Here is a 26,888-nt window from a genome sequence, read left to right as displayed (position 1 = left end):
ATTATAAGGTAGGGGATAGAATTGAGTAACATAATAACTAATTTAATAGAGTCAATATTTACTAATCCGATAACTATATTGTTTTTACTTGCAATAACTTTATATTCTGTTTTTAAGATAATAGAAAATAACAGAGTATACTCGTTTGTAAGTTCAAAACTAGAAGAAATCAATAGAAACCATAAAACGAGTGAATTTTATGGAAAGGTAAGGAATGATTACTATACATATAGCAAAGAAAATCCTTATTCTGATGTAAATATAACTTCTTTTGTAGAAGAAGTTGTATCAGATTTAAAACACAACAACTTACCACTTTTAGAGAAGATTAGAAGTATAAAAAATTCATCTTCAATAAGTATTTTGCTTGGAGTTTTAGGTACATTTGTTGGACTTTCTACAATGCTTTTATGTGTTGATACCAAAGACATTATAAATTCACTTCCTTCGACTATTAGTAGTATGCAGACTGCATTTACAACAAGCATCTTTGGAGTCGTATTTTCTCTAATTATAGGCTACTGTACAAAGATAAAAGATTGTGAACATGTTTTAATACAGATAATGTTAAAATGCGAAAATTTATTAACATCTGAGATAACTCATTTTAAATCAGAAAGAATGGATTTAAAAGTAGAAGAGGTAAAAAATACAATAAAACAAATAAGTAAGTCTATAGAAGCTATTGAAAAATTTGATAAAATATCTAAAGATTTAAATGATTTTAATGATGAATTCATAAGTGGAATAGAAGCTTTAAAAAGCCTTTTAGAGGGTTCTCAAAGCTCTATTAAGACCTTTGACCAAAGCGTAAGAAAATTAGATAAACAGTTTAATATTTTAAATGTAAAGTTTGTAAAACTGTTTGATAAGTATGATAATCAAGACAACATAAATAAAGAGATTTTATTTGACATAAAAGAATCTTCAAAAAATATATACAATGCTACTGAAAGCCAGTTTAAAATTAGAGACTACATAAAAAATATAAATGCAGGATTTGCTTTATATGAAAGAAGTGCCCAAGATTTATTAACTAAATTAATGACTCATGAAAATAAAATATCTCAAAATCAAAAAATTCTTTTAGATGAAAAGTTTACTCTAGATGATTCAATAAAAAATCTTTCAAGTATTATTGAAAACTTTTCTAATGACCTACAAGTTAAACTAGATATAATGTTTGAGAATTCTTTAGATATTCAAGATAAATTAGACGTTATGTTTAATAACTCTTTTATGCATGATGAAGTTCCTCTTGAGAGTGAAGAATTATTTAAAGATGATATCGATAGTGTATTTAACCCTTTCAGCGAAGAAATTTATGAGATAGAAAATAATGAAATAAAGGTCATAGGTGAGGATGAGTTAAATGAATAATAAATATAGAAGAACTGTTAACAGAGAATTTGAAAAGAGTAGCTTTTGGCCAACATTTACAGATTTATTATCAACTGTCTTGATGGTTGTGATTCTTATCTTATTTAGTTCAGAAAGTATTTCAGGTTCTGTCGAGCAAGATTTGGCCAAGAACGTCAACGCTTCTGTTGAGGAGACCTTTAAAAAAAGTGGTATTCCTGTGAAAGTAGATAAGGTTAATGGTCAAGTAACCTTTGGTGAAAGAACTATGTTTGATGTAGATAGTGATGTTTTAAAACCAGAGGCTAAAGAAATGTTAAAAATGTTCGTTCCAAAGTACATAGAAACTATTTATAAAGATTATGGTGACTATATATCCAAAATAGTTATAGAAGGCCATACAGATGATGTAGGGAGCTATATATACAATTTAGACCTGTCCCAAAGAAGAGCATATAGTGTTGCAAAGTATATAGTAGGGGATGAGATTGGTGACTATAAATATAAAGATAAGGTTACTAGACATATTATTGCAATAGGAAGATCAAAAGCTGAACTTATAAAAGATGGAGATAATGGAGTAAACAGAGATGCATCTAGAAGGGTAGAGCTAAAATATGAAATAAATATTAATCAAAATAAATAGTTAAATTTTTATAAAAAAAAAGAAGGCAGTTGGTGTGAGCTTTAAGCCTTCTTTAAGGAAAAAGTTTATTTATTTTTGTTGATATTTAACATATTATAGTTTTTAGAAAAAATTTGCAATATCTTAAACGTAAATGGTCGTTTAAAATGCATAACTGGGTACTACTGATGTAAAATATTTCATTTTATATAATATAAAATTTATAAGCAATCAATTGTTCATATTATTATACGATAACAAGTCATTTAAAATATTATGTAAAAAAATATCATAAAAACTCATATAATGCTAGTGATATTATTATATTATATAGAATTTAGAGTAAGTTGATTATTTATTAATTTTACATATATTAGATTGTAGTAGAAAAATAAAAAGGTAACAACTAATATTAGTTGTTACCTTTTTATTGATGAAAAAATTTAACTTTAATTATTTTTTTATCAATTGACAGCCAAAACAGATTCCTGCGCCTCCAGATTTCTTAATTTGATACATTGCTTGGTCTGCTTTATTAATTAATTCTTCTGCATTATTTCCATCTTCTGGATAGCAAGCTATGCCAACACTAGTATTGCAATATACAGAACCATTTTTTAAATTCCATGGTTCTTTAAATCTTTTATGTATGAAACTTACTAAATTACATATATTATCTTTTGTAATATCCCCACCAATTACAGCAACAAATTCATCTCCACCATTTCTATAAACAGAATTCTTAAGAAGTGGAATTGAAGAGAAAAAATCCCCAAGTTTTACAAGGAATTCATCACCAGCATCATGCCCATAATTATCATTAATTACTTTAAAGCCATCAATATCGAAAAAGATTACATATCCTTGCTCATCTTCTTTAGCATTGTCGATTCTATTTTTACATTCTTCAAGAAGCATCCTTCGATTTGGGAGACCTGTTAACACGTCGTAATTTGCCATATATTCAATTAATTCTTCATTCTTTTTATTATCAGTTATATCTGCACTGCTAACAAGATGAGCAAGACGACCATCAACCCATCTAAAAGCTGTACTAAATACTCTAAACCATGCTCCATCAAAAGGTCTTTGATAATTCCATGTATATACTCCTGTACTATTCCCATTTTCATCAATAAGATTTTCTTGTGGACAAAACTCACAAGGAGATGTCTGTCCTGGGAAAAGAATTTGCCAGCATTTATGGTTTGAAAATTGAGATACGCCACCATAAGGAGCAGCCATTGACTCATTGACATATAAAATATCATATGTATAAAAATCAATTATATAAATATCTATGCCTGTATGATTTATTATTCCTTCAAGTGCAGTCTGTGTGAATAAAACTTTATTTCTATGTATTCTTATTCCTAAATACTTTTCAAGCATTGAAAGTACAATGGATAATGTCTTAAATTCAGAATCAGAAAAATCTATTTTGCTGGATGTAGTATTTAGAAATAAGATAAAACCATAATTATTAAAATATTCATCTATGACAGAAATTCCAACCAAATATTCTGCAGAAAAAATATTCATAAAATCAATTTCACATGAGCTATAATCTTTATTTTTATCTAAGCAAATTATTTCTTGATGAGCTAATTGATTCTTAAAATCTGACTCAATTTCACATGCACTGAAGCTATTACATAATTTTGTATCATTCAAATTGTAATTTTCAATTAAATTAAATTGATTATATTGGTCTGCCTCATATACTAAGCCACATTCAAATGAAAAACTATTACAAATAAGTTCAAGAGATTGAGTGATTGTTTTTGTATCTATCTGTTTTCCAATGAGCATATTAGCAAGTGCTTGAATAAGTGTATAATGTGAGTTATCTTTCATTTTTACCTCCTAAGTAAAAATCCTGTCAATAACTCATCATTTGGCTAAGTTTGAAATGAGAATTTCCTTCCTCAAATATAGGTTAAGATAGTTAAACTGACAGTTATCAAAGTTTAAAATTATATTTTTATATTACTAATAATGACTTATTTAACTATTTTCTTTTAGTTAATATATATATTATAGTATATTTTTTTAATGGATTAAAGCTTAAAAATTCCCTATGATGCAATTTATTATCATCACTATTATATTAAACATTATTACTTAAAAATACATAAAAAATTAACAGTTTATATTGTAAAAATAAAGAAATAATCAAGGTATTATTGTTTAAATGTTAAGTCAATATAATCTGACTATATAAGAGAAATATTGATACTAAATAGTTAATTATGATAAAATAAGTCGATAGATGTTGTAAAGTATTATGAAAATGGAGGAGTAGTTTGTGATAGGAAGTAGTATAAAAAATAGTAATATAAAAAGTAAAAGAAATTCTAAATTTAAAGCTTTAGTATTTTTACTGATAATATCTATATCGATTTATTTGACTGGTTGCGATACATCAGATAATGTCAACAATCAATCAAATAACAAAGATTCCTTATCTAGTAGTATATCGAGTGATAAAAATGTAAAGATTCATTTTATTAACACTGGAAATAGTGATGCAATATTGATTCAAGAGGGTAAAACTTTTACATTGATAGATGGTGGGGATAATGATGATGAAAATTTAATGGTAGATTATCTTAATAAGCAAGGTGTAAAAGATATTAAGTATCTTATAGCTACCCATTCTCATGCAGATCACTTAGGTGGACTTGATTCTGTTGTCAAAAACTTTAACATAGAGAATGTTTTTGTATCGAATGGTTCAGCAGAAACAAAGAGTTATAGAGACTTTATAAATGCTTTGGCAAATAAAGATTTATCTCCAAGCGTCCCGCTTGAAAATAAGAAGTTTTATTTAGAAGATTCTTACTTTGAAGTTCTAAATACAAATGGTGGAGATACGACTAATGAACAATCTCTAGTTCTTGCATATACTAATGGTAAAGATAAAGCTTTATTTACAGGTGATGCTGAAGAAGGTACAGAAAAAGAGATACTACCAAAGCTTAGTAAAGTAGACCTTTTAAAAGTGGCTCATCATGGTTCTCGTAGTAGTTCATCTCAAGCGTTTTTAGATAAAGTAGACCCTGAGTATGCAGTCCTTTTAGTAGGTAAAGGTAATTCATATGGTCATCCACATCAAGAAACAATGAACAAATTGGAAAAAATGGGAGTAAAGGTACATAGAAGTGATGAGTGTTCAGACATAATATTTGAATCGACAGGTGATGGAGTATTTACAAGCTGTAAAGATGGAAGCTATAAAAAAGGGGTTAGAGAAGATGGAAACTCTGAAAAATCAAATAACAATACAATAACAAATGAACCTCTAAATAAAGAACAAAATGTATCTAATACATCAGAAATAGTGTATTTTACTCCAAAAGGGAAGAGTTATCACTCAACAAAAAATTGTAGTGGTCTTTCAAGAAGTAAAAAAATATTATCAGGTACTATTTCCGAAAGTAAAAAAAATGACCCATGTGATATATGTTATGGAAAATAATAAAAGAGCAGATAATAAAAAATAAAATAAATGCATAAAAAAAATAAGCTATAATTAGTAGATAACACATTTTATCTATACGAATAGCTTATTTTTTTAGTATTCTTTAAATAGTTATTTTATAACTCTAAATACACCAGTTACAATACCTACAATTTCAACTTCTGAATCATTAAGCATAATTGGTTCCATAAAATCATTTTCTGGCTGAAGTCTTATTAAGTGTCCTTCTTTAAAAAATCTCTTAACCGTAGCAGATTCACCATTTATAAGTGCAACTACTATCTGAGAATTCAAGGCTGTATTTTTTTTGTCTACTACAACGTAATCTTCATCTAAAATTCCTGCATTAATCATACTTTCGCCTTTTACTCTTAATACAAAATTATTACTGCCCTTTACTAAACTGGCAGGGAATGGAATGTATTCCTCTATGTTTTGTTGAGCTAAAATGGGTTCTCCAGCTGTTATTTGACCTACTAATGGAAGTTCTATTATTTCTTGATTAGCTCCAGAAACATCATTTACTTTACTACGTTCTAAAACTTCAATAGCTCTTGGTTTAGTAGGGTCTTTTCTTATGTATCCCAGTTTTTCAAGTTTATTTAGATGAGAGTGTACAGTTGAAGTAGATCTTAACCCTACAGCAGTACATATTTCTCTTACAGCAGGTGGATAACCTTTTAATATGATTTGAGACTTTATAAATTCCAATATCAAAACTTGCTTTTCAGTTAGATCTAAATACATAACATCACTCATTTCTAAACATATTTTGTTTTTATTTCCATACGTTTTATATTTTTAATTATAACATAATCCATTTATATCTGCAAACATTTGTTCCTGATTTTTAATCATCCTCAATCCATTCAAAATTCTTAACTATATCACGTTTTACATTCTTTTTATGAGCTGCATAAAGCTGAGTAGTTGTGACATTATCATGGTCAAGTAAGTTTTGAACATCGTATATAGAAAATCCTGTTTGGATTAGGGAAGTCGCAGCAGTTGCTCTTAATTTATGAGGACTATATCCATTATCTCTAGTCGTATCCAGTGGAATAGAGGTATATTTTTTTACCAATGTTCTTATAGCTTTTGCTGTAATTCTCTTGTTTTGAAGAGATAAGAATAAAGCATCTTTTTCATCATCATTTAATAAATCATCTCTTGTTCTTTCATTTTGCAAATAGTCTTTTATTACATGTTCGCAAGTATGATTTATAGGCATTAAAACTTCCTTTCCACGTTTTCTATATATTTTAAATTCTCCTCTTGAAAAATTAAAAGAGGATATGTTTAATTCTCTAAGTTCGTTTAATCTAAGCCCATATGTGACAAATAGAGCTAAAATAGCTTTATCACGCAATTTAGTCTTTCTCCAATATACTTTTTCTTTTTCTGTAAGACCTTCACCTGTTTCTACTGATTCTAACATCTTAGCAACTTCATCTATTTCAAGACGTTTAATAGCATCTGGTTGAGGTTTAGGAAGTTTTATTGGATTAAATCCATCAGTTATATTATTATCTATTTGAGAGTTCCTATATAAGAACTTAAATAGAGTAGAGATGGATGATTTTTTTCTTGCCAAAGCTCTATTATTATTTTCAAAAATTAATGTGTTTTTTTCTGTATTTTTATAATATCTACTACAATAATCACCTAAGAATAAATTTATATCTCTTGATTTTATTGTATTAAAATCATCTTCAGTAATATCTTTTATACAATCTGCACTTGTTAATTCTTTAGTTTCAACCAAATATGAACAGAAAAAATTTATATCTTCTAAATAAGCAAGTCGTGTGGAAACTGCAACAGAACCTTTTAAATATATAAAATAATCCTTCATAAATACAGGAAGTTTATTTTCCAAAAGTAGACATTTTTCTATAAGCTCATTTTCCTTGATGACGATATTATCAGGTTTATCTGATTTATTATGTATTTTTATAATTTTCTTATCATTATTCAAAATTAAACCTCCTAAAGTAAAAATATAAATCTTTTAAATTATATAAATTAATTATAAATTTTTAATTTAATTATTTTTTGTATTTTTAAGAGATTAGTAGTGCTTTAATCGAGATTAGCGCTAACTATTCCCTAAATCCACATTTAAAGACTAGTTGTATTTAAGTACTCTTTTTTATTTCTCAATATATTTTAAGAATTATTCTATAAATATATTGAGAAATTTTATACTCTACTGAAATCTTTTTTATTTAATATTTTTATATGTTTCTAATAAAACTAAATATATTGTAAAATATACAGCTCTTTAATTAAAGTTTTTAAATGGACTGACCAAACTTAAAATATAAGATATTATTAGAGTTACCACTGAAAAAATAAGCCCTATCGCCATGAAAAAACTCACAAATATATTATATTGAACTATCAGACTGGATATATTCAAGTTATCAGGTCCAAGTAAGTATGTAATTAGACTTATCGCAAAAATAACTATGATTATAAAACTCAAACCATTTAAGCTGTTTTTTAAATCAGCACTACTAAGTGACATATGTGTAGATATAGAATACATTAGGAACATAAATATAAAATACTTCAATGAATATATACTAGGTGTTAACAACATTACTTTTATAAAATTATAAATATCATCTATAATAATGTGCATAAAACCGTTTATATTCAAACTATTAATCATACTTACATATAATTTTAAGTCTATATTTTGTGTCACTTTCATATAACTCTCTGGCAACAATATATTAAAAAGTAAAATAATCATTATTGTTCCACCTATAATAGGTGCAATTCCTATAAAGAAATTTCCTATACTTTGATAAAGACTATCTTTCTTATAACTATGACTTACATATCCTAATATGCCATCATTTTTACTTTCTATTGGTCTGAAAAATTTAACTGAATTTACTTTATGCATAAAAATCAAGCACATTATCAAATGACTAAGTTCATGAATAAATGTTCCTATAGCTCCAGTTACAATAATCCCAGTTTTTCCAAAAGATGAAAATATAAATTTATTATTTAGATTTTCTGTAATACTAAAAATCAGTCCAAAAACAATAAATATTCCTAAAAAGCAAAAGATATTTATCATACTTATTTTTAAAATTTCGATTATATGAATCATAAATTAAAACCTCATGTAGAAGTATTTGACTACTCTACTTCATATCCATTACAAGTTAGAATTTCACAAGCATTTTCTATATCTTTTTCTTTTATTAAAATATAATCTGTATCATATGTAGAAATTGCAAATATGCTTATTTTATTTTCTGCTAATAAGCCACTTAGTTTAGATAAAATTCCTATAAGTGAAAAATCTAAAGGCCCTAGTATCTTAAGTATTCTCCACTCTTTTTCCGACTTAACATCAGAAGGAATATTATTATTTGAACATACAACACTTAATTCATCCTCAGTCTTAGTTATAGAGTAAAAGTTTTTTGTATCTATCCATGTTGGTATTTTACTATCATTATTTAATCTACATACTGCATACTCTTCTGCAAATAATTTTAATTTCATAATGTACATCTCCTTTAAACTTATTTGTTTACTTAAGATTATACATTAAAAATTATATAAAATAAAACATATAACGTAAAAAAGGTTCACTATAGTATCCTATTTCTATAGCCAACCTTTAAAACTTAATTAAATTCTAATAAAAGATATATTATCTAGGTTCAATTATAAGTTTAATGGCTGTTTTCTTATCACCCTCGATTTCTATATCAGTAAATGCGGGAATGCAAACTAAATCCATTCCACTAGGTGCAACAAAACCTCTTGCTATTGCAATTGATTTTATCGCTTGATTTAGAGCTCCAGCTCCTATAGCTTGTATTTCTGCAATACCTCGTTCTCTCAGTACTCCAGCCAAGGCTCCAGCTACAGAATTAGGATTAGATTTTGATGAAACTTTTAGTACTTCCATTTCAACATCTCCTTGTTAATTTGTTAAAGTATCCATTACCTAAAGTACTAAATCACAATTGCCATTTACTAATTACAATCATCATTTAAAGTATACTTTTATAAAAATATACTTCTATAATTGTTTTAAGAAAACCTTTATTTTTTAAAACCATTTTATAATGAAAAAACTACAAATTTCTTTATATTCTATAAGCATTTTCCAATATTTCTAAATTTATTATATCTTTGAGTCATAATTTCTTCTTTATCCATATCTTTATAATGATTTAATCTTTCTAAAATATAAGCTTTTATTTCCTTTGAAACAGCTTCTACATCTTTTTGTGCTCCTCCAAGAGGCTCTTTTATAATCTTATCTATTATTTTTAAATCATACAAATCATCACTTGTAAGTTTCATAACATTACAAGCTTCTTTAGCTTTAGAAGAATCTTTAAATAGGATACTAGAAAGACCTTCAGGTGATATTACAGAATAAACTGAGTGTTCTAACATGCAAACATCATTACCTACTCCAATACCCAAAGCTCCTCCACTACCACCTTCACCAATTACAAAAGTGATTACTGGAACAGAAAGTTTACTCATTTCAAGTAAGTTTCTTGCAATAGCTTCTCCTTGTCCTCTTTCTTCTGCTTCTAAACCACAAAAAGCTCCTGATGTATCAATAAACGTTATTATTGGTCTATTGAATTTCTCAGCTTGTTTCATAAGTCTTAGTGCTTTTCTATATCCTTCTGGATGAGGCATTCCAAAATTTCTTTTTATATTTTCCTTTGTATCTCTTCCTTTTTGATGACCAACTATAGTAACATTGAATCTTCCTATCTGACCTATTCCTCCAACAATAGAAGGGTCATCTTTAAAAAGCCTATCTCCATGAAGCTCTAAAAAATTAGAACAAATGTGTTCTATGTATTCTAAAGTCGTAGGTCTTTTTATATCTCTACTTAACATCACCTTTTCATATGGAGATAGATGGGAAAAGGCTTCTTCTTTAAGTTTTTCCAATTTCTCATTAAGTGAATTTATTTTATCACTTAAATCTATATTATTTGCCTCAGAAATAGTTATTAATTGTTTAATATCATTTTCTAAAACCTTTATTTTTTCGCTATTATTTTCAATCAAAACAGTTCCTCCTTCATGCCCTATTTCTTGTGCATAGCAAGAATTTGATATAATACTTCCTTCATTTTTCTTCTATCTACTATCATGTCAATAAAACCTTTTTCAAGTAAAAACTCAGAAGTTTGGAATCCTTCAGGAAGTTTCTGATTTATTGTTTGTTCTATTACTCTTGGACCTGCAAAGCCTATCAATGTATTTGGTTCAGAAATTATAATATCTCCAAGCATAGCAAAACTAGCAGTTACTCCTCCTGTAGTAGGGTCAGTTAGAACTGATATATATGGCAATGATTTTTCTTCAAGTTTAGAAAGTGCTTGAGAAGTCTTTGCCATCTGCATAAGAGATACCATACCTTCTTGCATTCTAGCTCCTCCTGAAGCAGAACAAATAATTATAGGTAAATTATTTTCAGCAGCATATTCTATTGAATAAGTTATTTTTTCTCCAACAATAGAACCCATACTTCCCATCATAAAATCAGGATTCATTACACAAATAACTGTTTTAATTCCATTTAATCTTCCATAACCTGTGACAACAGCTTCTGACTCATTCGTTTTTTCCTTATAAGAGTCTACTTTTTCTTTGTATTTAGGAAAGTTTAGTGGGTTTTGAAATTCTACCTCAGAATTAAACTCCATAAAAGTTCCCTTATCAATCAATAAATTTATTCTTTTTCTTGCTCTTAAGCCATAATGTCTTGAACATTTTGGACATACAAATGAATTTTCTTCTATGTCCTTTCTAAATACATGACTATCGCAACCTTTGCAATAAGTCCAAAATTTATCATCTACACTATTCTTTTTAAAGTTGTCATCTAAAGAAATCGTAACATACTTAGATTCTTTTGATGATAAAAATTTTTTTATCATAATCTATTTACTCCTTATAATGTAGCAAATTCTTTCTTCATAAAGACATCTTCTATAAATTTGGTATGATGAGTATCTTCTCTAAACTCTTCACTTGTTACAAGTGCCTTTTGGAATTCTACATTTGTATTAATACCTTCTACAATAATTTCGTCTAGAGCTCTATACATTCTATTTATACATTCTTCTCTAGTCTCAGCCCAACATATTAATTTACCTATCATAGAATCATATAAAGGTGGTATAGTATATCCTGCATATACAAAAGTATCAAATCTAACACCAAAACCTCCAGGTAAATTTAACGATTCTATCTTACCTGGTGATGGAGCAAAGTTATTTGATGAATCTTCAGCATTTATTCTACACTCAATAGCATGACCTCTAAAAGTAATATCTTCTTGTTTAAAAGGAATTTCTTCCCCATTAGCTATAGATATTTGAAGCTTTATAAGGTCAAGACTTGTTACCATCTCTGTAACTGGATGCTCAACTTGTATTCTTGTATTCATCTCTATAAAGTAAAAGTTTTTATCTTTGTCAACTATAAACTCAATAGTACCAGCACCAATATAACCTACACCTTTTACTATATCTACTGCGATTTTATGAAGTTTTTGTCTCTCTTCATCTGAAAGGTATGGACTTAAAGATTCTTCTATTACTTTTTGATTTCTTCTCTGCATAGAACAATCTCTATCACCTAAATGTATTGCATTTGAGTGTTTGTCCCCAAATACTTGTACTTCTATATGTCTAGGATTTTCTATGAATTTTTCCATATATAAATCGCTATTAGAAAATGCCGCTAGAGCTTCTGAACTTGCCATGTCAAAATTTGAAAAAAGTTCTTCTTCTTTTCTAACGATTCTCATACCTTTTCCACCGCCTCCACTTGAGGCTTTTATCATAACAGGATAGCCAATTTCTCTTGCAACTTCTAAAGCTTCTTCCTTAGTTTTCAAAACAGATTCTGAACCAGGAACAACAGGGATATTTAATTCCATCATAGTTTCTCTTGCTCTAGATTTATCTCCCATCAAAATCATTTGTTCTCTTGTTGGACCTATAAAAATAATATTATTCTCTTCGCATTGTCTTGCAAATTCAGGATTCTCTGATAAAAAGCCAAAACCTGGATGAATAGCATCACACTTTAATTTAAGAGCAAGGTATATTATATTTTCTATATTGTTATAACTCTTGCTTATATTGTTTGGCCCTATACAAATAGATTCATCAGCTATATATCTATGAAAACAATCTTTATCTATTTCAGAATAGATAGCAACAGTCTTGATACCTAATTCTTTACATGTTCTGATGATTCTAACTGCTATATCGCCTCTATTTGCAACTAGTATTTTTTTTATCAACTTAAATACCTCCTACTACAATGGTTTTATCTTAAATAAAGGTTGATTATATTCTACTAGTTCTTCATTATCAACTAATACTTCAATTATTTCACCTTTAATTTCACTTGTTATCTCATTCATAAGCTTCATCGCTTCTAATATACATAAAGTATCGCCTTCTTCAACTACATCGCCAACTTTGACAAAACTATCTGCATCTGGACTTGGAGAATCATAGAATGTTCCCATCAAAGGAGCTACTACTACTGATAGATTCTCATTAGATGCGACAGGTATATCGTTTACAACTGGCTTTTCTAAAGAAAGATCCACTACTGATTCTTGTTGTACACTTAAAACAGGTGAACTTGTAACTTGAGCTTTTTTAGATACTTCTAATTTTAAATCGCTACTTTCAAGTTTTACATATTCTAAGTTAGTTGAGTCTATAACCTTTAATAATTCCTTAATTTCATTGATGTTCATGTTGTTACCCCCTTGTATTATTACCTGGTGCTAATATTATATCACAAAAAACAAATTTATAAAAGAAAAAGTGCTGACTAGAGAATCAACACATCAATATATATTTTAATTTTAGATTAACAACAAGTAACTTATATTTGTTTTAATTTTCCATTATTAATATAGATTATAAGTATAAAATGAATAAAATTCAATATTTTTTGCAAAATACAAGAGAATACAAATTAATACCTCGGGGATTTTTAAGACAAATACCAATATTATGCAATTTAGACTTCGCTTTCTTTCAAATTAGTATCATTTTCTTTATCTTTACATAGAATATACTTTAACTTAGTTATTAAAATATCACTATACATGTTAAAAGTTATTAAAATTGCAGGAATTATAAAATAAACTCTAGCACCTATAAAGCCAAAAACTACTGTAAGAAATATTAATCTTTTATTTAAAGTAAAAAAAGGTATATTAAAGATACTTTTATCAGATGTCTTTGGAGTATAAGAACATATAATTCCAAAAATTACAGTTAACATACAAAGTGGGAGTAATGTATAACTTGAAATTATTCCTAAAAAGCCGATACTTTCAAAGTATTTACTAGCACTATTTGTATAAACAAACATGTATCCATTTAAGTAAGCGCATATACATGATATAATGCCAAAAGTTCCTCCTAGGGACTGAGTGTACCAATTAAAAAATTTAGATTCCATATACCTCACCTCCTAAAACTGTATATATAATGATATGCGTTTAAATAATGAAATATATCTTTATATGCTTATGAATAAATTTTTGTTAATTTCATTAATTTATGTTTAAGAAATTTGAAGTATAGTGTAGTATATATTAATGTAGATAAAGTTTTATGCTACTCAATTAATTTATCTCATTATGGATTTAACACAGGTTTAAAAATTATTACAGGGTTTTATATTTTTGTTGAGCTGAAAAATTTATTATAAATGAAGGGATGTTTTCGCTTTGGTAGATACATTAGAATTTGGTCTTAAAATTTTATTTTTTATATTATCAATTATTTGGATGGGTAAAATAATGATTTTAAGAACTGATAAGCAAATAGTAATCAATCCTTTGCTTATTGGTATATCTGCAGTCCTTGTGATGTTGCATACCTCACAAAGTAACATTGAATTTTTTGGACTAGATGTCCAGTATATAAGAATAGTTTTATATATCATATATTCATTAATAATTTTAATAGGAATATGGGCTACTAACAGAAGAAATGGTATTTTCTAGATAATCTATTTTTAATAGATATCTAAAGGTTGCTAGTAACAAAGTGCTAATAATAGTGCTCTGTTACCAGCAACCTTTATTTTAGTTATACATTTAAATTAAAAATTAAATTATTAAGTAAGTTGACATATACTTATTTTACATTGAAAGTGATTAGAACTTCTTGAGATGTATTTAAATCATTTTTGTCACTTAGTACAACTTTTACTACAGCTTGACCTGTTTTATTACCTTTAACAGTCATACCTTCATATGAAATTATGTTTTTATCACTTACAGATACAGTAAAATCTAAATCCTTTGGAAGGCTATCAGTAACTTCCCAATACTTATAATAGCTATCAATTTTCTTTGTAATTATTTTTCTCAAATCAATACTTTCACCTTTTGCTATATCAACATTATGATATTTAGAATCCAGTTTATATTGATTGTCTTTTGTATCAATAAAATTCAAATCACAATTCACATCCACACCATTATCAGAAAGAGAATTTACTACACCATCATCAACCAGATAATTATTTGCTAAATTGATTGAATCCATATCTTTTAGACTTAAAGCTTCCCTAGGAACTTCTTTTATGTTATTGTTCCAAAAAATAAAATTGTCTACATTTTCAAGATAGGATATTCCTTTTAAATTTGAAATGTTTTCACCAGTTGCATAAAATTCTCCATCTAAAGCCTTTATATTGCTTATAGTCATCTCATCTGGGTTTATATATCGTTTTACAACTGCTCTTAGATTGGCATCAGGAAAAATATTTTTAAGTTGATTGTCACTTAAAACATTATCATTTGAATTTATTGGACTTAAAGCTGCCGCAGAAATAAGAAATGGTATTACATTAGCTAAATTCATAGTACCCTCCCACATAAATTTTTTATATATAGTAATTTAATTTCTATGAGAGGGTTCTGTTTCCTTGTTGTATATACATACTTTCGTACACTTTATTAATATAAATTAAAATAAATTTCTACTATTAAACTTATAAACATATTGCTAGTTACGTTTTTTAGCCTCACATCTAAATATTCGCATACCTTGTGACATAAATTTGTCCTCATACTCTGTTGTAACATTATTTTCATACTCACTATTTCCTAAATCAAGAGAAATATTCTTCAATAGCCAATTATTTGCAGCAATTTCATTTAAACTAAACTCGAATAATTTTTCATTATCTGTTTTAAAATGAATTTCGCCATTATCTTCTAAAACCTTGTTATACATACCTAAAAATCCAGAATGAGTGAGTCTTCTTTTACTCCATCTATTTTTAGGCCATGGGTCACAGAAGTTTATATAAATTCTTGACAATTCTTTAGCTTCAAAGTAATCTAAAATATTACTTACATCTCCCCATAAAAATAATATATTATTTAAATTAGAAACATCAGCCTTTTCAACAGCCTTTAAAAGAACTTCTTCTTTAAGTTCCATAGCAATATAATTTATGTCAGGGTTTTGCTGGGCTAAAGTTGTTATAAACTTACCTTTACCAGTACCAAATTCCACATGTATTGGATTATCATTACCAAACTTAAAACTCCACTTACCTTTTAATTCTTCTATATCGTCTCTTAAAACGTATTTTGTATAACTTAAAAGTTTTTCATCTGCACCTTTTTTTCGTCTTCTTCTCACAATAATTCTCCTTATATATAAAAATTAGTAAAATACATTTTTTATTATACATTATCTAAGCAAAAAATAAAAAGAACTCTCTTAAAATAGAAATCTATTTCTATAAAGAGAGCTCTTAATCTGCTAAAAATTAATCTTAGTGGCACCCTGAACAACCAGAGCATCCTCCTCCACCTTGATCTTTCATATTTTCAGGAATAACTCTAAATCCAAATCCTGTATCTTCTATTATTATATCTCCATACTGACTATATTCATCAGAGCTCATTACAAATTGTAATTCTCCAACTTCATAAGTTAAGTCATCTTCTTTTTTCTCATCTAAAGCTAATCCAAAAGAAGGACCTCCACAACCAACACCTGCAAAGTATACTCTTATATTATTAGGTTTATCTTGATTGTCTTTTAAGATACTTTTCAAAGTATCAATAGCTGTTTCTGGTAAAGTAATTTTCATTAAATCATTCCCTTTCAAATATTTTATTAAAACAATATCTATTATATACCCATATAAGGTACATAATCAATTAGTTTTTGCATATTTTACTAAAACTTCTGCCAAATATTACTTAAAGCTTTAAAATATTTTATATGATATTTTATTTCCTTAAGTAAATACCCTATTGTATGCTTAGTAAACAAATAAAAGTTTTGCTAAAAAATATAATTCTTTTATTTGTTGCCTTAATATTATAACACATTTGATAATGACCAATTCATATATGCAAAATTTATATATTTGAAAGCTTCTCTGTATACAACAAGAAAAGCACAATGGTACATATCATCGTGCTTCTTCTTTCTTTTTATAATTTCCATTTGTAACTACTCAAAGATGTTGTGGCTATAACAATGCAAAATGGCTACTCTCAATAACTGATTTCATCTGACATAAGCAAAAAGGATGTCCAGCTGGGTCAAACATAACTTTCCAATCATCAGAAAATTGCTCTTTTGCGATTGTCGCTCCACAATGAATTGCATACTGAACTGCCTTTTCCAAATCATTAACAGCAAAATCCATATGAGCCATCTGCTGTTGAGCTTCGGGCTTTCCTGGCCATACAGGTGGTTTATACTCAGGATTTCGTTGAAACGTTATACCAGGATATGTACCTTGATTTGTTCCTGGAGCACCAACACATGCAAATTCTTCATTATAAAATGGTATTTCCCACTTAAGTAATGTTGCATAGAATTTTGCTAATTCATATGGGTCTTTACAATCCATTGTAAATGAATACATTTTTATTTTCAATTCATTATACATAACTTAATTACCTCCAATAATCTAAATTCAAACATTGAGTTTGTAAGCTATTTTACGTGTCCTTATATTATGTATTAAGTATTTAGTTCTTGCAATATAAAAAAACTTATATTTTAACATTTTATAATTATTGAAACTGTTTAATAGATTCAGCAGGCTACATCGTATGTTTTGAAACTTCTTCAACACTTAAACCTAGTTTTAACAACCTTTTTATGACACTTTCCATGCTCTCTGAAACTTCTAATTTATTGGTAATTCATATCCTAGCAACTCATTATACAATTAAACCATCTAAAATTGTAATAGTACGGCTACTACTTTTAGCTGCTTCTAATGAGTGGGTTACCATAATTATAGTTTGACCACTTTCTTTGTTTATTTTACTTAGTAAATTTATTATTTCTGTTCCTGTATTGCTATCTAAATTTCCAGTAGGTTCATCAGCAAATAGAATTTCTGGTTTTCCTATTAAAGCCCTGGCTATAGCAACACGTTGTTGTTGACCACCAGATAACTCTCGTGGTGTATGTTTACGTCTATCACATAAACCTACTATATCTAATATTTCATCTAATTGATTTTTATAATCTTTTAAATTCTTACCATCTAATAATAAGGGAAGCATTATATTTTCTTCAACATTTAGATTTGGTATTAGATTATAAAATTGAAACACAAATCCTATATTTCTACGACGTATTATACTCATATTATCATCATCAAAATGTGATATATCAGTTCCATTTATATACACTTTTCCATTAGTTGGAGTATCTAAGCCTCCTAATATATATAAAAGAGTGCTTTTCCCAGAACCAGATTGACCCATAATAGAAACAAATTCACCTTTCATTACTTGCAAGGATATATCTTTTAGCACCCTAGTTGTTGCATTTCCAATTTTGAATTCTTTAATAATATTTTTAGCTTCTACAGCTAAACTCTTAAATGTAGTTTTCATATTAACCTCCATTATTATTCAAATTTAATTTCTTCTACTAGATTCATTTTCTTACTTTTTACAATTGGGACTATTGAACCTATTAAAGTTACTACAATTCCCAATAATCCCACAATAATGAATGTTTTAAAATCCAATTCTGGGGACATTGAAATCTTTGGTCCTGCAACTATGAATATAGTTTGAATTTCCATTATAGATATTACAATTCCAATAATAGAACCTAGCAACCCTGAGGTAAAACCTTCAATCAATGTCATTTTTACATTTTGTTTATTGCTTTGCCCTACCGATTTATACATAGCTATAGAACGTCTTTTTTGAATATAATTAATTATTAGGTTATTGATAATCCCAACTGTAGCAAGAATAAAAATGAAATAGGTCATTTTATTCATAGGAGATAAAAAACTACTTATAGTTTTTAAAGCATCATTATTAAATTCTTTAACTGTACGGCTCCAGTTAGATGTATCTTTAAATAGGTCTCTTATCTGAATCATAACAGCATCTGGATTAACTGCTGTATATGTTAAAAGACCATAATTAGTTTCATCAAAATCGCTAACAGCATAATGTGATGGTATAACAGCTTCTACATCACTTGCACGAGATTTAAAACTACCTACTATACTATAAGAAAACTCATATTTATCATTAGATAAAGTTACTGTCTCTCCTATAGATAAACCTAGTTTTTTTAAAGTATCTTCATTCAAAATAACAGAACGCTTATCTTCAAAAGATTCAATTACTTGTTTTTTCATATCAGAATTTGTATAATTGATTGCAAGCATAGAACTATACAATTTTAAATTATCTGTGGCTTCTAGTCTTGAAAATGTTGTATTGTTACCACAAATCTTATTATTCATAACATAAATAGGTAAAATATTTTTAATTCCACTTATATGTCTAACATCTTCAATAAACTCTTCATCCATCTTTCCATCTGCAAAACCTTGTAGTTCTGCATCACGAAATACATCACCTACATAAGTTTTGACAAAACTGCCAACAACACTTATTACAATCACTGCAGAAATGCTTATAAATAATAACGTAATATTCTGTGTAATATTTTTGTTATTTTTCATATTTCTAGCAGCTAATTTCCCCTCATTACCTAGAATCTTTTCATAAACAAACTCAAAAATTGTAGACATGGTATCAGTAAAAGGAGGTATTAACACAATAGTAGATACGATTAATCCCAGTAATGAAAATCCCCCAGCTAAATACAGTGTATTTTCAGGTGATATTCTTGGCAGTAGAATAGACAAAATAAGTATAATAGTGCCTATAAAAAGTATATGACGATTTGAAACATTCTTTTCTTCTACAGCTCCTAATACGACATTTTTAATAGGCAAACGACTGGCTTTTCTAACAGGTATATATGCACTAAATAAAGAAACAATTATTGCTACTATAACAGAGACAATCACCCCAAGAGGAGATATTACTGTTGGAATTGATATTCCTTGTTCAAGAGAATTTCCAAGTCCATGTAGCATAATATTTAAAACAACTATACCAATAGGAATAGCAATCACTCCTCCAATACTTCCATATAGCAAACTTTCAAACATTAAAATATAAGTTACAGTTTTTTCATTAGCTCCAACACTTCTAAAAGTACCAATAAATGGAATGCGTTCTAGTGTAATCACTTTATAACTACTGTATATGATAAATATACTAAGAGTTAATGCGAAAAAGCTTATTAAGAAGAAAGGCATTGTTTTTTGTCTAGCATCTGCAACTATCTTACTTTCATTTATGGTGCTTGATACCTTGTATTTTTCAGTTGGAAGTTCTTCAGACAATTTACTTACTAGATTTTCTGTTTTTTCTCCTTTTGATTCGATAAGAACTCTTGTATATCCATTTCCTTTATTTAATATTTTAGATAGAGTTTCTTTAGGTAATAGTGCATTTACACCTCTTGTATGTCTCAAAAATACTGTATCATATGAAGCAATATCACTAACTCCAAAAGTATAGGGCTTCCCATAGATTTGTAAAGTAATAGAATCACCTTTTTTTATTTTATATTTTGATGTAAAATGGTTGGGAAGAATAATCTTATCACCAGAAAAATCAGTAATACTATTCCCATTTTCCAATCGTGGTTTGTTGATTTTATTCAGTTGATTTAAGTCTGCTGATATAAGACTGAATGATTCATAATATCCATCTGTATGATAAATAGCAGAACTTTCTAATATCCCAACCTTTGATTTTATAGAATTTAGATTAGGAATATCTTCTAGACTAGTTAACATATCTGGATTTTTATTTTGGATAGATATAGTTGCACTACCAAACATACCTCTTGCCATCTTTCTCTGTGCACTTTCGTAAGATAATCCAATCGAGAACGAAACAAAAAGTAAAACTGTCGATAAAACTATGGACAATAACATAACTGTCGTCCTAATTTTTCTTTCTCTAACATTTGTTAAAATATACTTTAATATAATCTTCAAATTTACACCTACTTCCTTAATTAAATTTAACCTAGACTTAGATTTAATCCAATCTATGTAGAATCTCTAATACAACTTTTTATTCTGTTTTCAACTAAACAAAATCCTAAATAAAAAAGATTGATAAACTATTATATAAACATAATAATCTACCAATCTTAATATATTTTTTAATTAACCTTAATTAACCTTAATTAAGTGGAAAGCAGATATGAAATGAACTGCCTAGACCCAATTCACTTTCAATAGATATATCTCCTTTATGAATTTCAATGATTTGCTTTGTTATTGCTAATCCTAAGCCAGTTCCATTTGTTCTTTGCTTTTGCGTGGTTCCTCTATAATAACGATTAAATAAATTTGACACTTCTTCTCTTGTAATCCCTTTTCCATTATCTGAAATAGTAATTTCAATTTGTTCATTCAACGCTATATTCACAACAACTTTGGTATCCTTATTTCCATATGTAAAAGCATTAATGATAAGATTACTAAAAGCACGTTTTAATAGTGTATAATCAAAACTAAAGTTAATAATGTCTGTATCATTTTTAAATTCAATTATATTTGACTCATACTCTGGGTAGTTTAAAATATCAATGGACAATTCCTTCAAAAACCTTACTAAATCATCATTTTTCTTATTTAAAGGAATAATTCCATTTTGTAATTGATAGGTTAACTTTAAATCGCTTATAAGTTTATTTGTATATTCTATATTTTTTAACATGATTGAAGCATATTTATGTATCTTTTCGGATGAATGAGTAATACTGTTATCTGCAAGGAGTTCTGCATATCCTTTTATTGGTGAAAGTGGAGTTTTTAAATCATGGGTTATATTTGAAATCCATTCTTCTCGCATAATATCAGTTTTCTTTTGTATCTCATCACTTTTATGAATTTCTTTACTCAGAAGATTTAAACTATTATAAACATCAGCAAAAACTCCTTTAATCTTAATTGGTAGATAGCTTCTTTTTGAAACATCACTAACAGCAATTGTAATATTGGAAATACACTTTGTTACCCAGTAACTATAAATGACTCCAGAAATCAAAATTATTAAAAATATAATTACTATAATTGAAAATATAATTGACTTTCCACCTATAAATTTATTACCATCAAAAAACATATTTACTTTAGATATATTTAATGGAAAATGTATAATATAAATAAAATCATTTTTGTTATTTGTAATAGTATTAAAGTATGTAGTGCCATCACTAGAATTATTTTGCTCAACTAATGCTAGTAATTCGGAATTAGAATAGTAATTTTTATGGTCTTTGGGTTCCGAAAATCCATAAACTATATTTCCATTAGAATCTAAAATTTGCAACCACAATTTGTTTTCTTGAAGTTTTTCTAAACCATATTCTTTTATTTGTGGTTTATTATCTATAAACATTATTTGTTCATTAAAATCTTCTGTAAATTTTTTAGCCCAATCACTATGTACATACTTCCCATTTGGCTGTTGAATAGTAATGAGGGATAAGAAAATGCCTATTACAATAAAAATTAAACAAAGAAAAATTACGAAAAAAATAAGGTATGAATGGAGTATTGTCTTGTAACTAGGTTTACGCATTTAATCAACTCTTTTCTTAAGCTTGTATTTTGATTTAAAAATATAACTATCTATATAAATTATATTTATATTACTTTATGTTATCAAGATAGTTATTGTCTTCAATAAATTCAAATAAAAGTATATCAGCATATTAAACAATATAAAGAAATTCTTCATATAACTGTCTTTATAGGGGATACTTTATAAAAGAACTAAAAAATTATAACATATAAAACTTTCATAGATAAATAACAATATTGGTAAAAATATTAAAATACTATATAAAATTCACAAATATTAAGAATAATGAAACACTTGAAATTACTTATATCAAGAAAAATTTATATAATATAAATTGGTCAAATATGTTATAATATTAAATTGTGACAAGTTCATGGAGGTGTTTATATGAAAAAACAAAAGTCGCCAATTTTACTTGAGATGTTTGGTCTATTTTTTGGTTGTATATCAATGAGTATTGGTATAAATATGTTTTTAAAACCACATACAATTGCTCCAGGGGGGCTTAGTGGTCTATCATTAGTATTAAACAAAGTTACAGGACTTCCAGTATCAGCCATCATGTTAATTATAGGTATACCATTAGTAATACTTGCTTTTAGAATTATGGGAACAAAAAATTCATTAAAAACGTTATTTGGTACAATCGTGTTTTCTGCTATAGTCCAATTAACAGACCCATTATCAAAATTAAGATTTACTGATGACTTACTATTATCTGCTATTGCAGGTGGAATATTAGTTGGTATTGGTTTAGGAATAATGTTTAAGTCAGATGCTTCTACTGGGGGGACAGATTTAATTGCACTCATACTTAGTAAAAAATTCCCAGGAATAAAAGCTACAAAATTCATGTCATGTTTAGATGGAATGGTTGTTATATCTTCTGGTATAGTAAATCGTAGTTTAGAAACTGCTCTTTACTCTGGTATAGCACTTTGTATATTAATAAAAATAGCAGACATGATAATAGAAGGATTTGACCATTCAAAAGCATTTTTTATTATTTCTGATGAGCCAGAAAATTTAAGAAAAGCTATAACTGAAGAACTTGATAGAGGTCTTACTATTCTAGATGGTAAGGGTGGATATACTAGAGAAAATAAAGAGGTCTTATTAGTTGTAGTTTCTAAAAAACAAGAGCTTTATCTAAAGAGATTGGTTAAAAGAACTGACCCTACTGCATTTGTTATAGTTACAGATGTACATGAAGTTCTTGGAGAAGGATTTAAAAAATTAGAAAATTAATTATAAAGTTAATACTTTAATTAATTTTGCTTAATAAGAAGTTTATATAAAAGGGCATGAGTCTGAAAGTCTCATGCCCTTTTGTTTAAACTTTATTAGTATATTAAATACTTATATCTATTATTTTCTCAATTCATATTGATAACAAGGAACATTTTTTACAATACTACCAGCATGAATTTTCTTCATATGTTTTCCCATACATTTAAATCCTAGCAAATCTAATGATTTTGTAGAATTCTGATTTTCTTCATATGTTATAGCAATGATTTTTTTTAAGTTTAATTCTCTAAACCCATACTGTATTACTCTTTTAGTTATCTCAGTAGCAAAATCATGCCCCCAATAGTTTGGGTTGATACATATACCTATTTCTGCTTCTAATGCTTTGGGATTTATATTATTAAACCCCATATTTCCAATAACTTTATTGTCTTTTTTATATACTATAGCAAAATGACCAATCTTTCCTTTTTTATACGGATTTAGAAAAAAAGATTTTATAAACTTTCTTGTGTCCTCTAAAGATTTGTGTTCACTAAATGGTAAATGCTTTACGACTACTTTATTTTTATAACAATCAAAAAAATCTTCAACATCCTCTAAGGATGCAGGTCTTAGTATACAGTTTCTAGTTTCTAAGGTTTTCATTTGAGGATATCCAGAATCAGACATTTCTAATCCCCCTTTATACATTAATCTAAATATACTGTTCATATTTAAAATACGATATTAATTATATAAATGTTCTCAAATTAACCTTATTTCTATTTTTAATAAAAACTAGCTTATTATATGAATCTTTCAAACGTACAAACTTGTATCTACCTAAATTACATATTATTTGAAATCATACTTAAAAATTCTTTCGTTGCTAAAGACAAGGAGATATCCTTTAAATGACAATACCCTATACTTCTCTTAGGTATTGGCTCTTTTATATCCAATTTAAATAATTTTTTGCTTTCCAAATAATCTATACTGAATTCTTCTATAACACAAGATACGCCAAGATTTATGTACGCAAATTCTAAAAGTAATTCATGAGAACCCAATTCTATATCTGGGTTTAGTTTTATACCTTTTGATAAAAAATATTCATTTACATACAACCTTGAATTTGCTTTATTTTCCAACATTATCAAAGGCAATGTATTTAATTCTTCTAAGGATATTTTTTTACCTTTATATTCTATGTAATCATCTGCACATACAAATATATCATGTATTTCAATACACTCAACAATATTTAGTGAATCATCTTCTATTGGCATATTTATAATTGCTATATCTATATTTCCATCTTTAAGTAGGGATATAAGTTCTCTACTCGTTCTATTTATTGTAGATACATGTATATGTGGATACTTCTTATGAAAGATTTCTAAATACTTTAATAAGAAAAAACGTGCAGCAGTATCTCCTACTCCTATTTTTAAAGAACCATATTCTAATTTTTTAAATTTATTTATTCTATCTTCTCCAGATGCTATTAGCTTTAATGCAGTAGTTACATGTTCACTTAAAATCTTTCCCTCTGGTGTTAATTTTACACCTTTATTATTTCTATAAAACAGTATAGTGTCCAATTGTTCTTCTAATTGTTTTATTGACTGGCTTACAGCTGGCTGTGACATAAATAATTCTTTGGCAGCAAGAGAAAAACTCTTATTACTTGCAACTGCATTAAAAATCCTATATAGTTCAAGTTTTATATTCATATATAATTACTCCTTATGTCAAATATTAGTATTATTTATTTTACTTATAATCATATTTGAATTATAATATACATGGTACTAATATGACAATATTAATTCTTTAGGAGGATTTTGAATAATGAATAGATTAGTTGGGACTGTTTCAAGAGGGGTTAGAGCGCCTATTATAAGACAAGGAGATGACTTAGTCAAAATAGTTGTTGATTCTGTTTTAAATGCGTCAAAAAGTGAAAACTTTGAAGTTAGAGACAAAGATGTAATTGCAGTTACAGAAGCTGTTGTAGCTAGAGCACAAGGAAATTATGCTCATGTTGATAATATTGCGGCAGATGTAAAAGATAAATTTGGAGATGATACTGTTGGTGTTATATTCCCAATTTTAAGTAGAAACCGTTTTGCAATATGTTTAAAAGGAATTGCAAAAGGATGTAGAAAAGTTGTATTAATGTTAAGCTACCCTTCTGATGAAGTTGGAAACCATTTAATAAGTATTGATGAACTTGATGATAAAGGAATAAATCCTTGGTCAGATGTTTTAACAGAGGAAAAATATAGAGAGTTATTTGGATATAACAAACATACATTTACTGGCGTAGATTATGTTGATTATTATAAGAATTTAATTAAAGATTGTGGTGCAGAAGTAGAAATTATATTTGCCAATAATCCAAAAACTATTCTTGACTACACAACAAGTATTTTAACTTGTGATATACATACAAGACAAAGAACAAAGAGAATTTTAAAGCAAAATGGTGCTAAGAAAGTGTATTCTCTTGATGATATAATGACATCAAGTGTAGATGGTAGTGGGTATAATGACCAATACGGACTTTTGGGTTCAAACAAAGCTACAGAAGAAACAGTAAAATTATTCCCTATAAATTGTGATGAGGTTGTAAACAAAATTCAAGGTGACATAAAAGAAATCACAGGTAAAAATGTAGAAGTAATGGTTTATGGAGATGGAGCTTTTAAAGACCCTGTAGGAAAAATATGGGAGTTAGCTGACCCAGTAGTATCTCCTGCTTATACAAAAGGTTTAGAAGGAACTCCAAATGAAGTGAAATTAAAATATTTAGCAGATAATGATTTTGCTGACTTATCTGGTGATGAATTAAAAGAAGCTATTTCTAAATACATAGTTGAAAAAGATAATAAATCTGATGATTTAACAGGAAATATGGTTTCTCAAGGTACTACTCCAAGAAGATTAACAGACCTTATAGGTTCTTTAGCAGATTTAACATCTGGAAGTGGAGATAAAGGTACTCCTATTATTTACATACAAGGATACTTTGACAATTATACAAAATAATTTTTTTAAAAGAGGATTTTATTTCTCTATATTAAATTTAAAATTTATTAAAACCTCTTAATTGATACATTTTACTATGTATCAATTAAGAG

The 26,888-nt window shown here is 27.6% G+C and carries 27 protein-coding genes; 6 read left to right on the top strand and 21 right to left on the bottom strand.

Annotated elements, in window-relative coordinates; all coding sequences use genetic code 11:
- The first annotated feature begins 21 nt into the window (after positions 1 to 21).
- Both Q3287_RS06845 and Q3287_RS06840 read left to right on the top strand, forming a co-directional pair.
- The gene (locus Q3287_RS06845; RefSeq protein WP_407963744.1) at positions 22 to 1,380 is read left to right on the top strand and encodes a hypothetical protein; all 1,359 of its coding nucleotides are present in this window, start codon (positions 22 to 24) and stop codon (positions 1,378 to 1,380) included.
- Positions 1,373 to 2,005, top strand: coding sequence for an OmpA family protein (locus Q3287_RS06840; protein ID WP_054270362.1), 633 nt, complete (start codon positions 1,373 to 1,375; stop codon positions 2,003 to 2,005). Before Q3287_RS06845 ends, Q3287_RS06840 begins: the two co-directional genes overlap by 8 nt.
- A gap of 432 nt (positions 2,006 to 2,437) precedes the next feature.
- Here the strand turns inward: Q3287_RS06840 and Q3287_RS06835 are convergent, their stop codons facing one another.
- The gene (locus Q3287_RS06835; protein WP_407963743.1) at positions 2,438 to 3,841 is read right to left on the bottom strand and encodes a diguanylate cyclase domain-containing protein; all 1,404 of its coding nucleotides are present in this window, start codon (positions 3,839 to 3,841) and stop codon (positions 2,438 to 2,440) included.
- A 466-nt stretch (positions 3,842 to 4,307) separates the two neighbouring features.
- Here Q3287_RS06835 and Q3287_RS06830 point away from each other — a divergent pair, with 466 nt between their 5' ends.
- Positions 4,308 to 5,465: a ComEC/Rec2 family competence protein gene (locus Q3287_RS06830; protein ID WP_407963776.1), complete on the top strand. Its 1,158-nt coding sequence runs from the start codon at positions 4,308 to 4,310 to the stop codon at positions 5,463 to 5,465.
- A 114-nt stretch (positions 5,466 to 5,579) separates the two neighbouring features.
- On the opposite strand, the gene lexA is transcribed toward Q3287_RS06830, so the two are convergent.
- The 10 genes from lexA to Q3287_RS06780 form a co-directional block, all read right to left on the bottom strand.
- Positions 5,580 to 6,215: a transcriptional repressor LexA gene (gene lexA / locus Q3287_RS06825; protein ID WP_054270364.1), complete on the bottom strand. Its 636-nt coding sequence runs from the start codon at positions 6,213 to 6,215 to the stop codon at positions 5,580 to 5,582.
- A 103-nt stretch (positions 6,216 to 6,318) separates the two neighbouring features.
- Positions 6,319 to 7,446, bottom strand: coding sequence for a tyrosine-type recombinase/integrase (locus Q3287_RS06820; protein WP_407963742.1), 1,128 nt, complete (start codon positions 7,444 to 7,446; stop codon positions 6,319 to 6,321).
- A 306-nt stretch (positions 7,447 to 7,752) separates the two neighbouring features.
- Complete coding sequence (locus Q3287_RS06815; protein WP_407963741.1) at positions 7,753 to 8,598, bottom strand: hypothetical protein; 846 nt, start codon at positions 8,596 to 8,598, stop codon at positions 7,753 to 7,755.
- A 29-nt stretch (positions 8,599 to 8,627) separates the two neighbouring features.
- Positions 8,628 to 8,999, bottom strand: coding sequence for an ACT domain-containing protein (locus Q3287_RS06810; RefSeq protein WP_407963740.1), 372 nt, complete (start codon positions 8,997 to 8,999; stop codon positions 8,628 to 8,630).
- 151 nt (positions 9,000 to 9,150) lie between these two features.
- A complete protein-coding gene (locus Q3287_RS06805) occupies positions 9,151 to 9,411 on the bottom strand; it encodes a stage V sporulation protein S (RefSeq protein ID WP_003424039.1) in 261 nt (86 codons plus the stop codon).
- A gap of 188 nt (positions 9,412 to 9,599) precedes the next feature.
- Positions 9,600 to 10,544 (bottom strand): acetyl-CoA carboxylase carboxyltransferase subunit alpha, encoded by a 945-nt coding sequence (locus Q3287_RS06800; RefSeq protein ID WP_054276744.1) that lies wholly within the window; start codon positions 10,542 to 10,544, stop codon positions 9,600 to 9,602.
- Positions 10,545 to 10,564: 20 nt separating this feature from the next.
- Positions 10,565 to 11,419: an acetyl-CoA carboxylase, carboxyltransferase subunit beta gene (accD, locus tag Q3287_RS06795; protein ID WP_054270369.1), complete on the bottom strand. Its 855-nt coding sequence runs from the start codon at positions 11,417 to 11,419 to the stop codon at positions 10,565 to 10,567.
- A 14-nt stretch (positions 11,420 to 11,433) separates the two neighbouring features.
- Positions 11,434 to 12,795: an acetyl-CoA carboxylase biotin carboxylase subunit gene (accC, locus tag Q3287_RS06790; RefSeq protein ID WP_054276745.1), complete on the bottom strand. Its 1,362-nt coding sequence runs from the start codon at positions 12,793 to 12,795 to the stop codon at positions 11,434 to 11,436.
- A 15-nt stretch (positions 12,796 to 12,810) separates the two neighbouring features.
- Positions 12,811 to 13,263 (bottom strand): acetyl-CoA carboxylase biotin carboxyl carrier protein, encoded by a 453-nt coding sequence (gene accB / locus Q3287_RS06785; protein WP_054270371.1) that lies wholly within the window; start codon positions 13,261 to 13,263, stop codon positions 12,811 to 12,813.
- 269 nt (positions 13,264 to 13,532) lie between these two features.
- Positions 13,533 to 13,979 carry a hypothetical protein gene (locus Q3287_RS06780; protein WP_054276746.1) on the bottom strand — a complete coding sequence of 149 codons (447 nt, stop codon included), beginning with the start codon at positions 13,977 to 13,979 and terminating at the stop codon, positions 13,533 to 13,535.
- 271 nt (positions 13,980 to 14,250) lie between these two features.
- On the opposite strand from Q3287_RS06780, the gene Q3287_RS06775 reads away from it, so the two are divergent.
- Positions 14,251 to 14,529, top strand: a complete 279-nt coding sequence (locus Q3287_RS06775; protein WP_003424072.1) for a hypothetical protein — start codon at positions 14,251 to 14,253, stop codon at positions 14,527 to 14,529.
- A gap of 133 nt (positions 14,530 to 14,662) precedes the next feature.
- Here Q3287_RS06775 and Q3287_RS06770 read toward each other — a convergent pair whose 3' ends face one another.
- The 8 genes from Q3287_RS06770 to Q3287_RS06735 all read right to left on the bottom strand — a co-directional run bounded on the left by Q3287_RS06770 (position 14,663) and on the right by Q3287_RS06735 (position 22,506).
- A complete protein-coding gene (locus Q3287_RS06770) occupies positions 14,663 to 15,394 on the bottom strand; it encodes a hypothetical protein (protein WP_054270373.1) in 732 nt (243 codons plus the stop codon).
- A gap of 144 nt (positions 15,395 to 15,538) precedes the next feature.
- Positions 15,539 to 16,183, bottom strand: coding sequence for a tRNA (guanosine(46)-N7)-methyltransferase TrmB (gene trmB, locus Q3287_RS06765; RefSeq protein ID WP_407963739.1), 645 nt, complete (start codon positions 16,181 to 16,183; stop codon positions 15,539 to 15,541).
- Positions 16,184 to 16,319: 136 nt separating this feature from the next.
- Positions 16,320 to 16,640, bottom strand: coding sequence for a hypothetical protein (locus Q3287_RS06760; RefSeq protein WP_003424083.1), 321 nt, complete (start codon positions 16,638 to 16,640; stop codon positions 16,320 to 16,322).
- A 233-nt stretch (positions 16,641 to 16,873) separates the two neighbouring features.
- Positions 16,874 to 17,002: a hypothetical protein gene (locus tag Q3287_RS06755; RefSeq protein ID WP_284961264.1), complete on the bottom strand. Its 129-nt coding sequence runs from the start codon at positions 17,000 to 17,002 to the stop codon at positions 16,874 to 16,876.
- Between the two features lie 25 nt (positions 17,003 to 17,027).
- The gene (locus tag Q3287_RS06750) at positions 17,028 to 17,453 is read right to left on the bottom strand and encodes a VOC family protein (RefSeq protein ID WP_407963738.1); all 426 of its coding nucleotides are present in this window, start codon (positions 17,451 to 17,453) and stop codon (positions 17,028 to 17,030) included.
- 277 nt (positions 17,454 to 17,730) lie between these two features.
- Positions 17,731 to 18,417 carry an ABC transporter ATP-binding protein gene (locus tag Q3287_RS06745; protein WP_407963737.1) on the bottom strand — a complete coding sequence of 229 codons (687 nt, stop codon included), beginning with the start codon at positions 18,415 to 18,417 and terminating at the stop codon, positions 17,731 to 17,733.
- A 14-nt stretch (positions 18,418 to 18,431) separates the two neighbouring features.
- Positions 18,432 to 20,909, bottom strand: a complete 2,478-nt coding sequence (locus tag Q3287_RS06740; protein WP_407963736.1) for an ABC transporter permease — start codon at positions 20,907 to 20,909, stop codon at positions 18,432 to 18,434.
- A 190-nt stretch (positions 20,910 to 21,099) separates the two neighbouring features.
- Positions 21,100 to 22,506, bottom strand: a complete 1,407-nt coding sequence (locus Q3287_RS06735) for a sensor histidine kinase (protein ID WP_407963735.1) — start codon at positions 22,504 to 22,506, stop codon at positions 21,100 to 21,102.
- Between the two features lie 390 nt (positions 22,507 to 22,896).
- On the opposite strand from Q3287_RS06735, the gene Q3287_RS06730 reads away from it, so the two are divergent.
- The gene (locus Q3287_RS06730; RefSeq protein ID WP_054270379.1) at positions 22,897 to 23,757 is read left to right on the top strand and encodes a YitT family protein; all 861 of its coding nucleotides are present in this window, start codon (positions 22,897 to 22,899) and stop codon (positions 23,755 to 23,757) included.
- 120 nt (positions 23,758 to 23,877) lie between these two features.
- Here Q3287_RS06730 and Q3287_RS06725 read toward each other — a convergent pair whose 3' ends face one another.
- Entirely contained in the window at positions 23,878 to 24,432 is a 555-nt protein-coding gene (locus tag Q3287_RS06725) for a GNAT family N-acetyltransferase (RefSeq protein ID WP_407963734.1), read from the bottom strand.
- Between the two features lie 158 nt (positions 24,433 to 24,590).
- On the bottom strand, positions 24,591 to 25,478 hold the full coding sequence (locus tag Q3287_RS06720; protein WP_223153033.1) for a LysR family transcriptional regulator: 888 nt from the start codon (positions 25,476 to 25,478) through the stop codon (positions 24,591 to 24,593).
- Between the two features lie 118 nt (positions 25,479 to 25,596).
- Between Q3287_RS06720 and Q3287_RS06715 the strand changes: the two genes are divergently transcribed.
- Complete coding sequence (locus tag Q3287_RS06715; RefSeq protein WP_167640351.1) at positions 25,597 to 26,796, top strand: coenzyme F420-0:L-glutamate ligase; 1,200 nt, start codon at positions 25,597 to 25,599, stop codon at positions 26,794 to 26,796.
- Positions 26,797 to 26,888 lie beyond the last annotated feature (92 nt).

It is taken from the genome of Clostridioides sp. GD02404, from assembly GCF_045898275.1.
Lineage (GTDB): Bacteria > Bacillota > Clostridia > Peptostreptococcales > Peptostreptococcaceae > Clostridioides > Clostridioides difficile_A.
The sequence above is the reverse complement of the archived record's forward strand: the minus strand, read 5'-3'. Positions and strand labels throughout refer to the sequence as shown.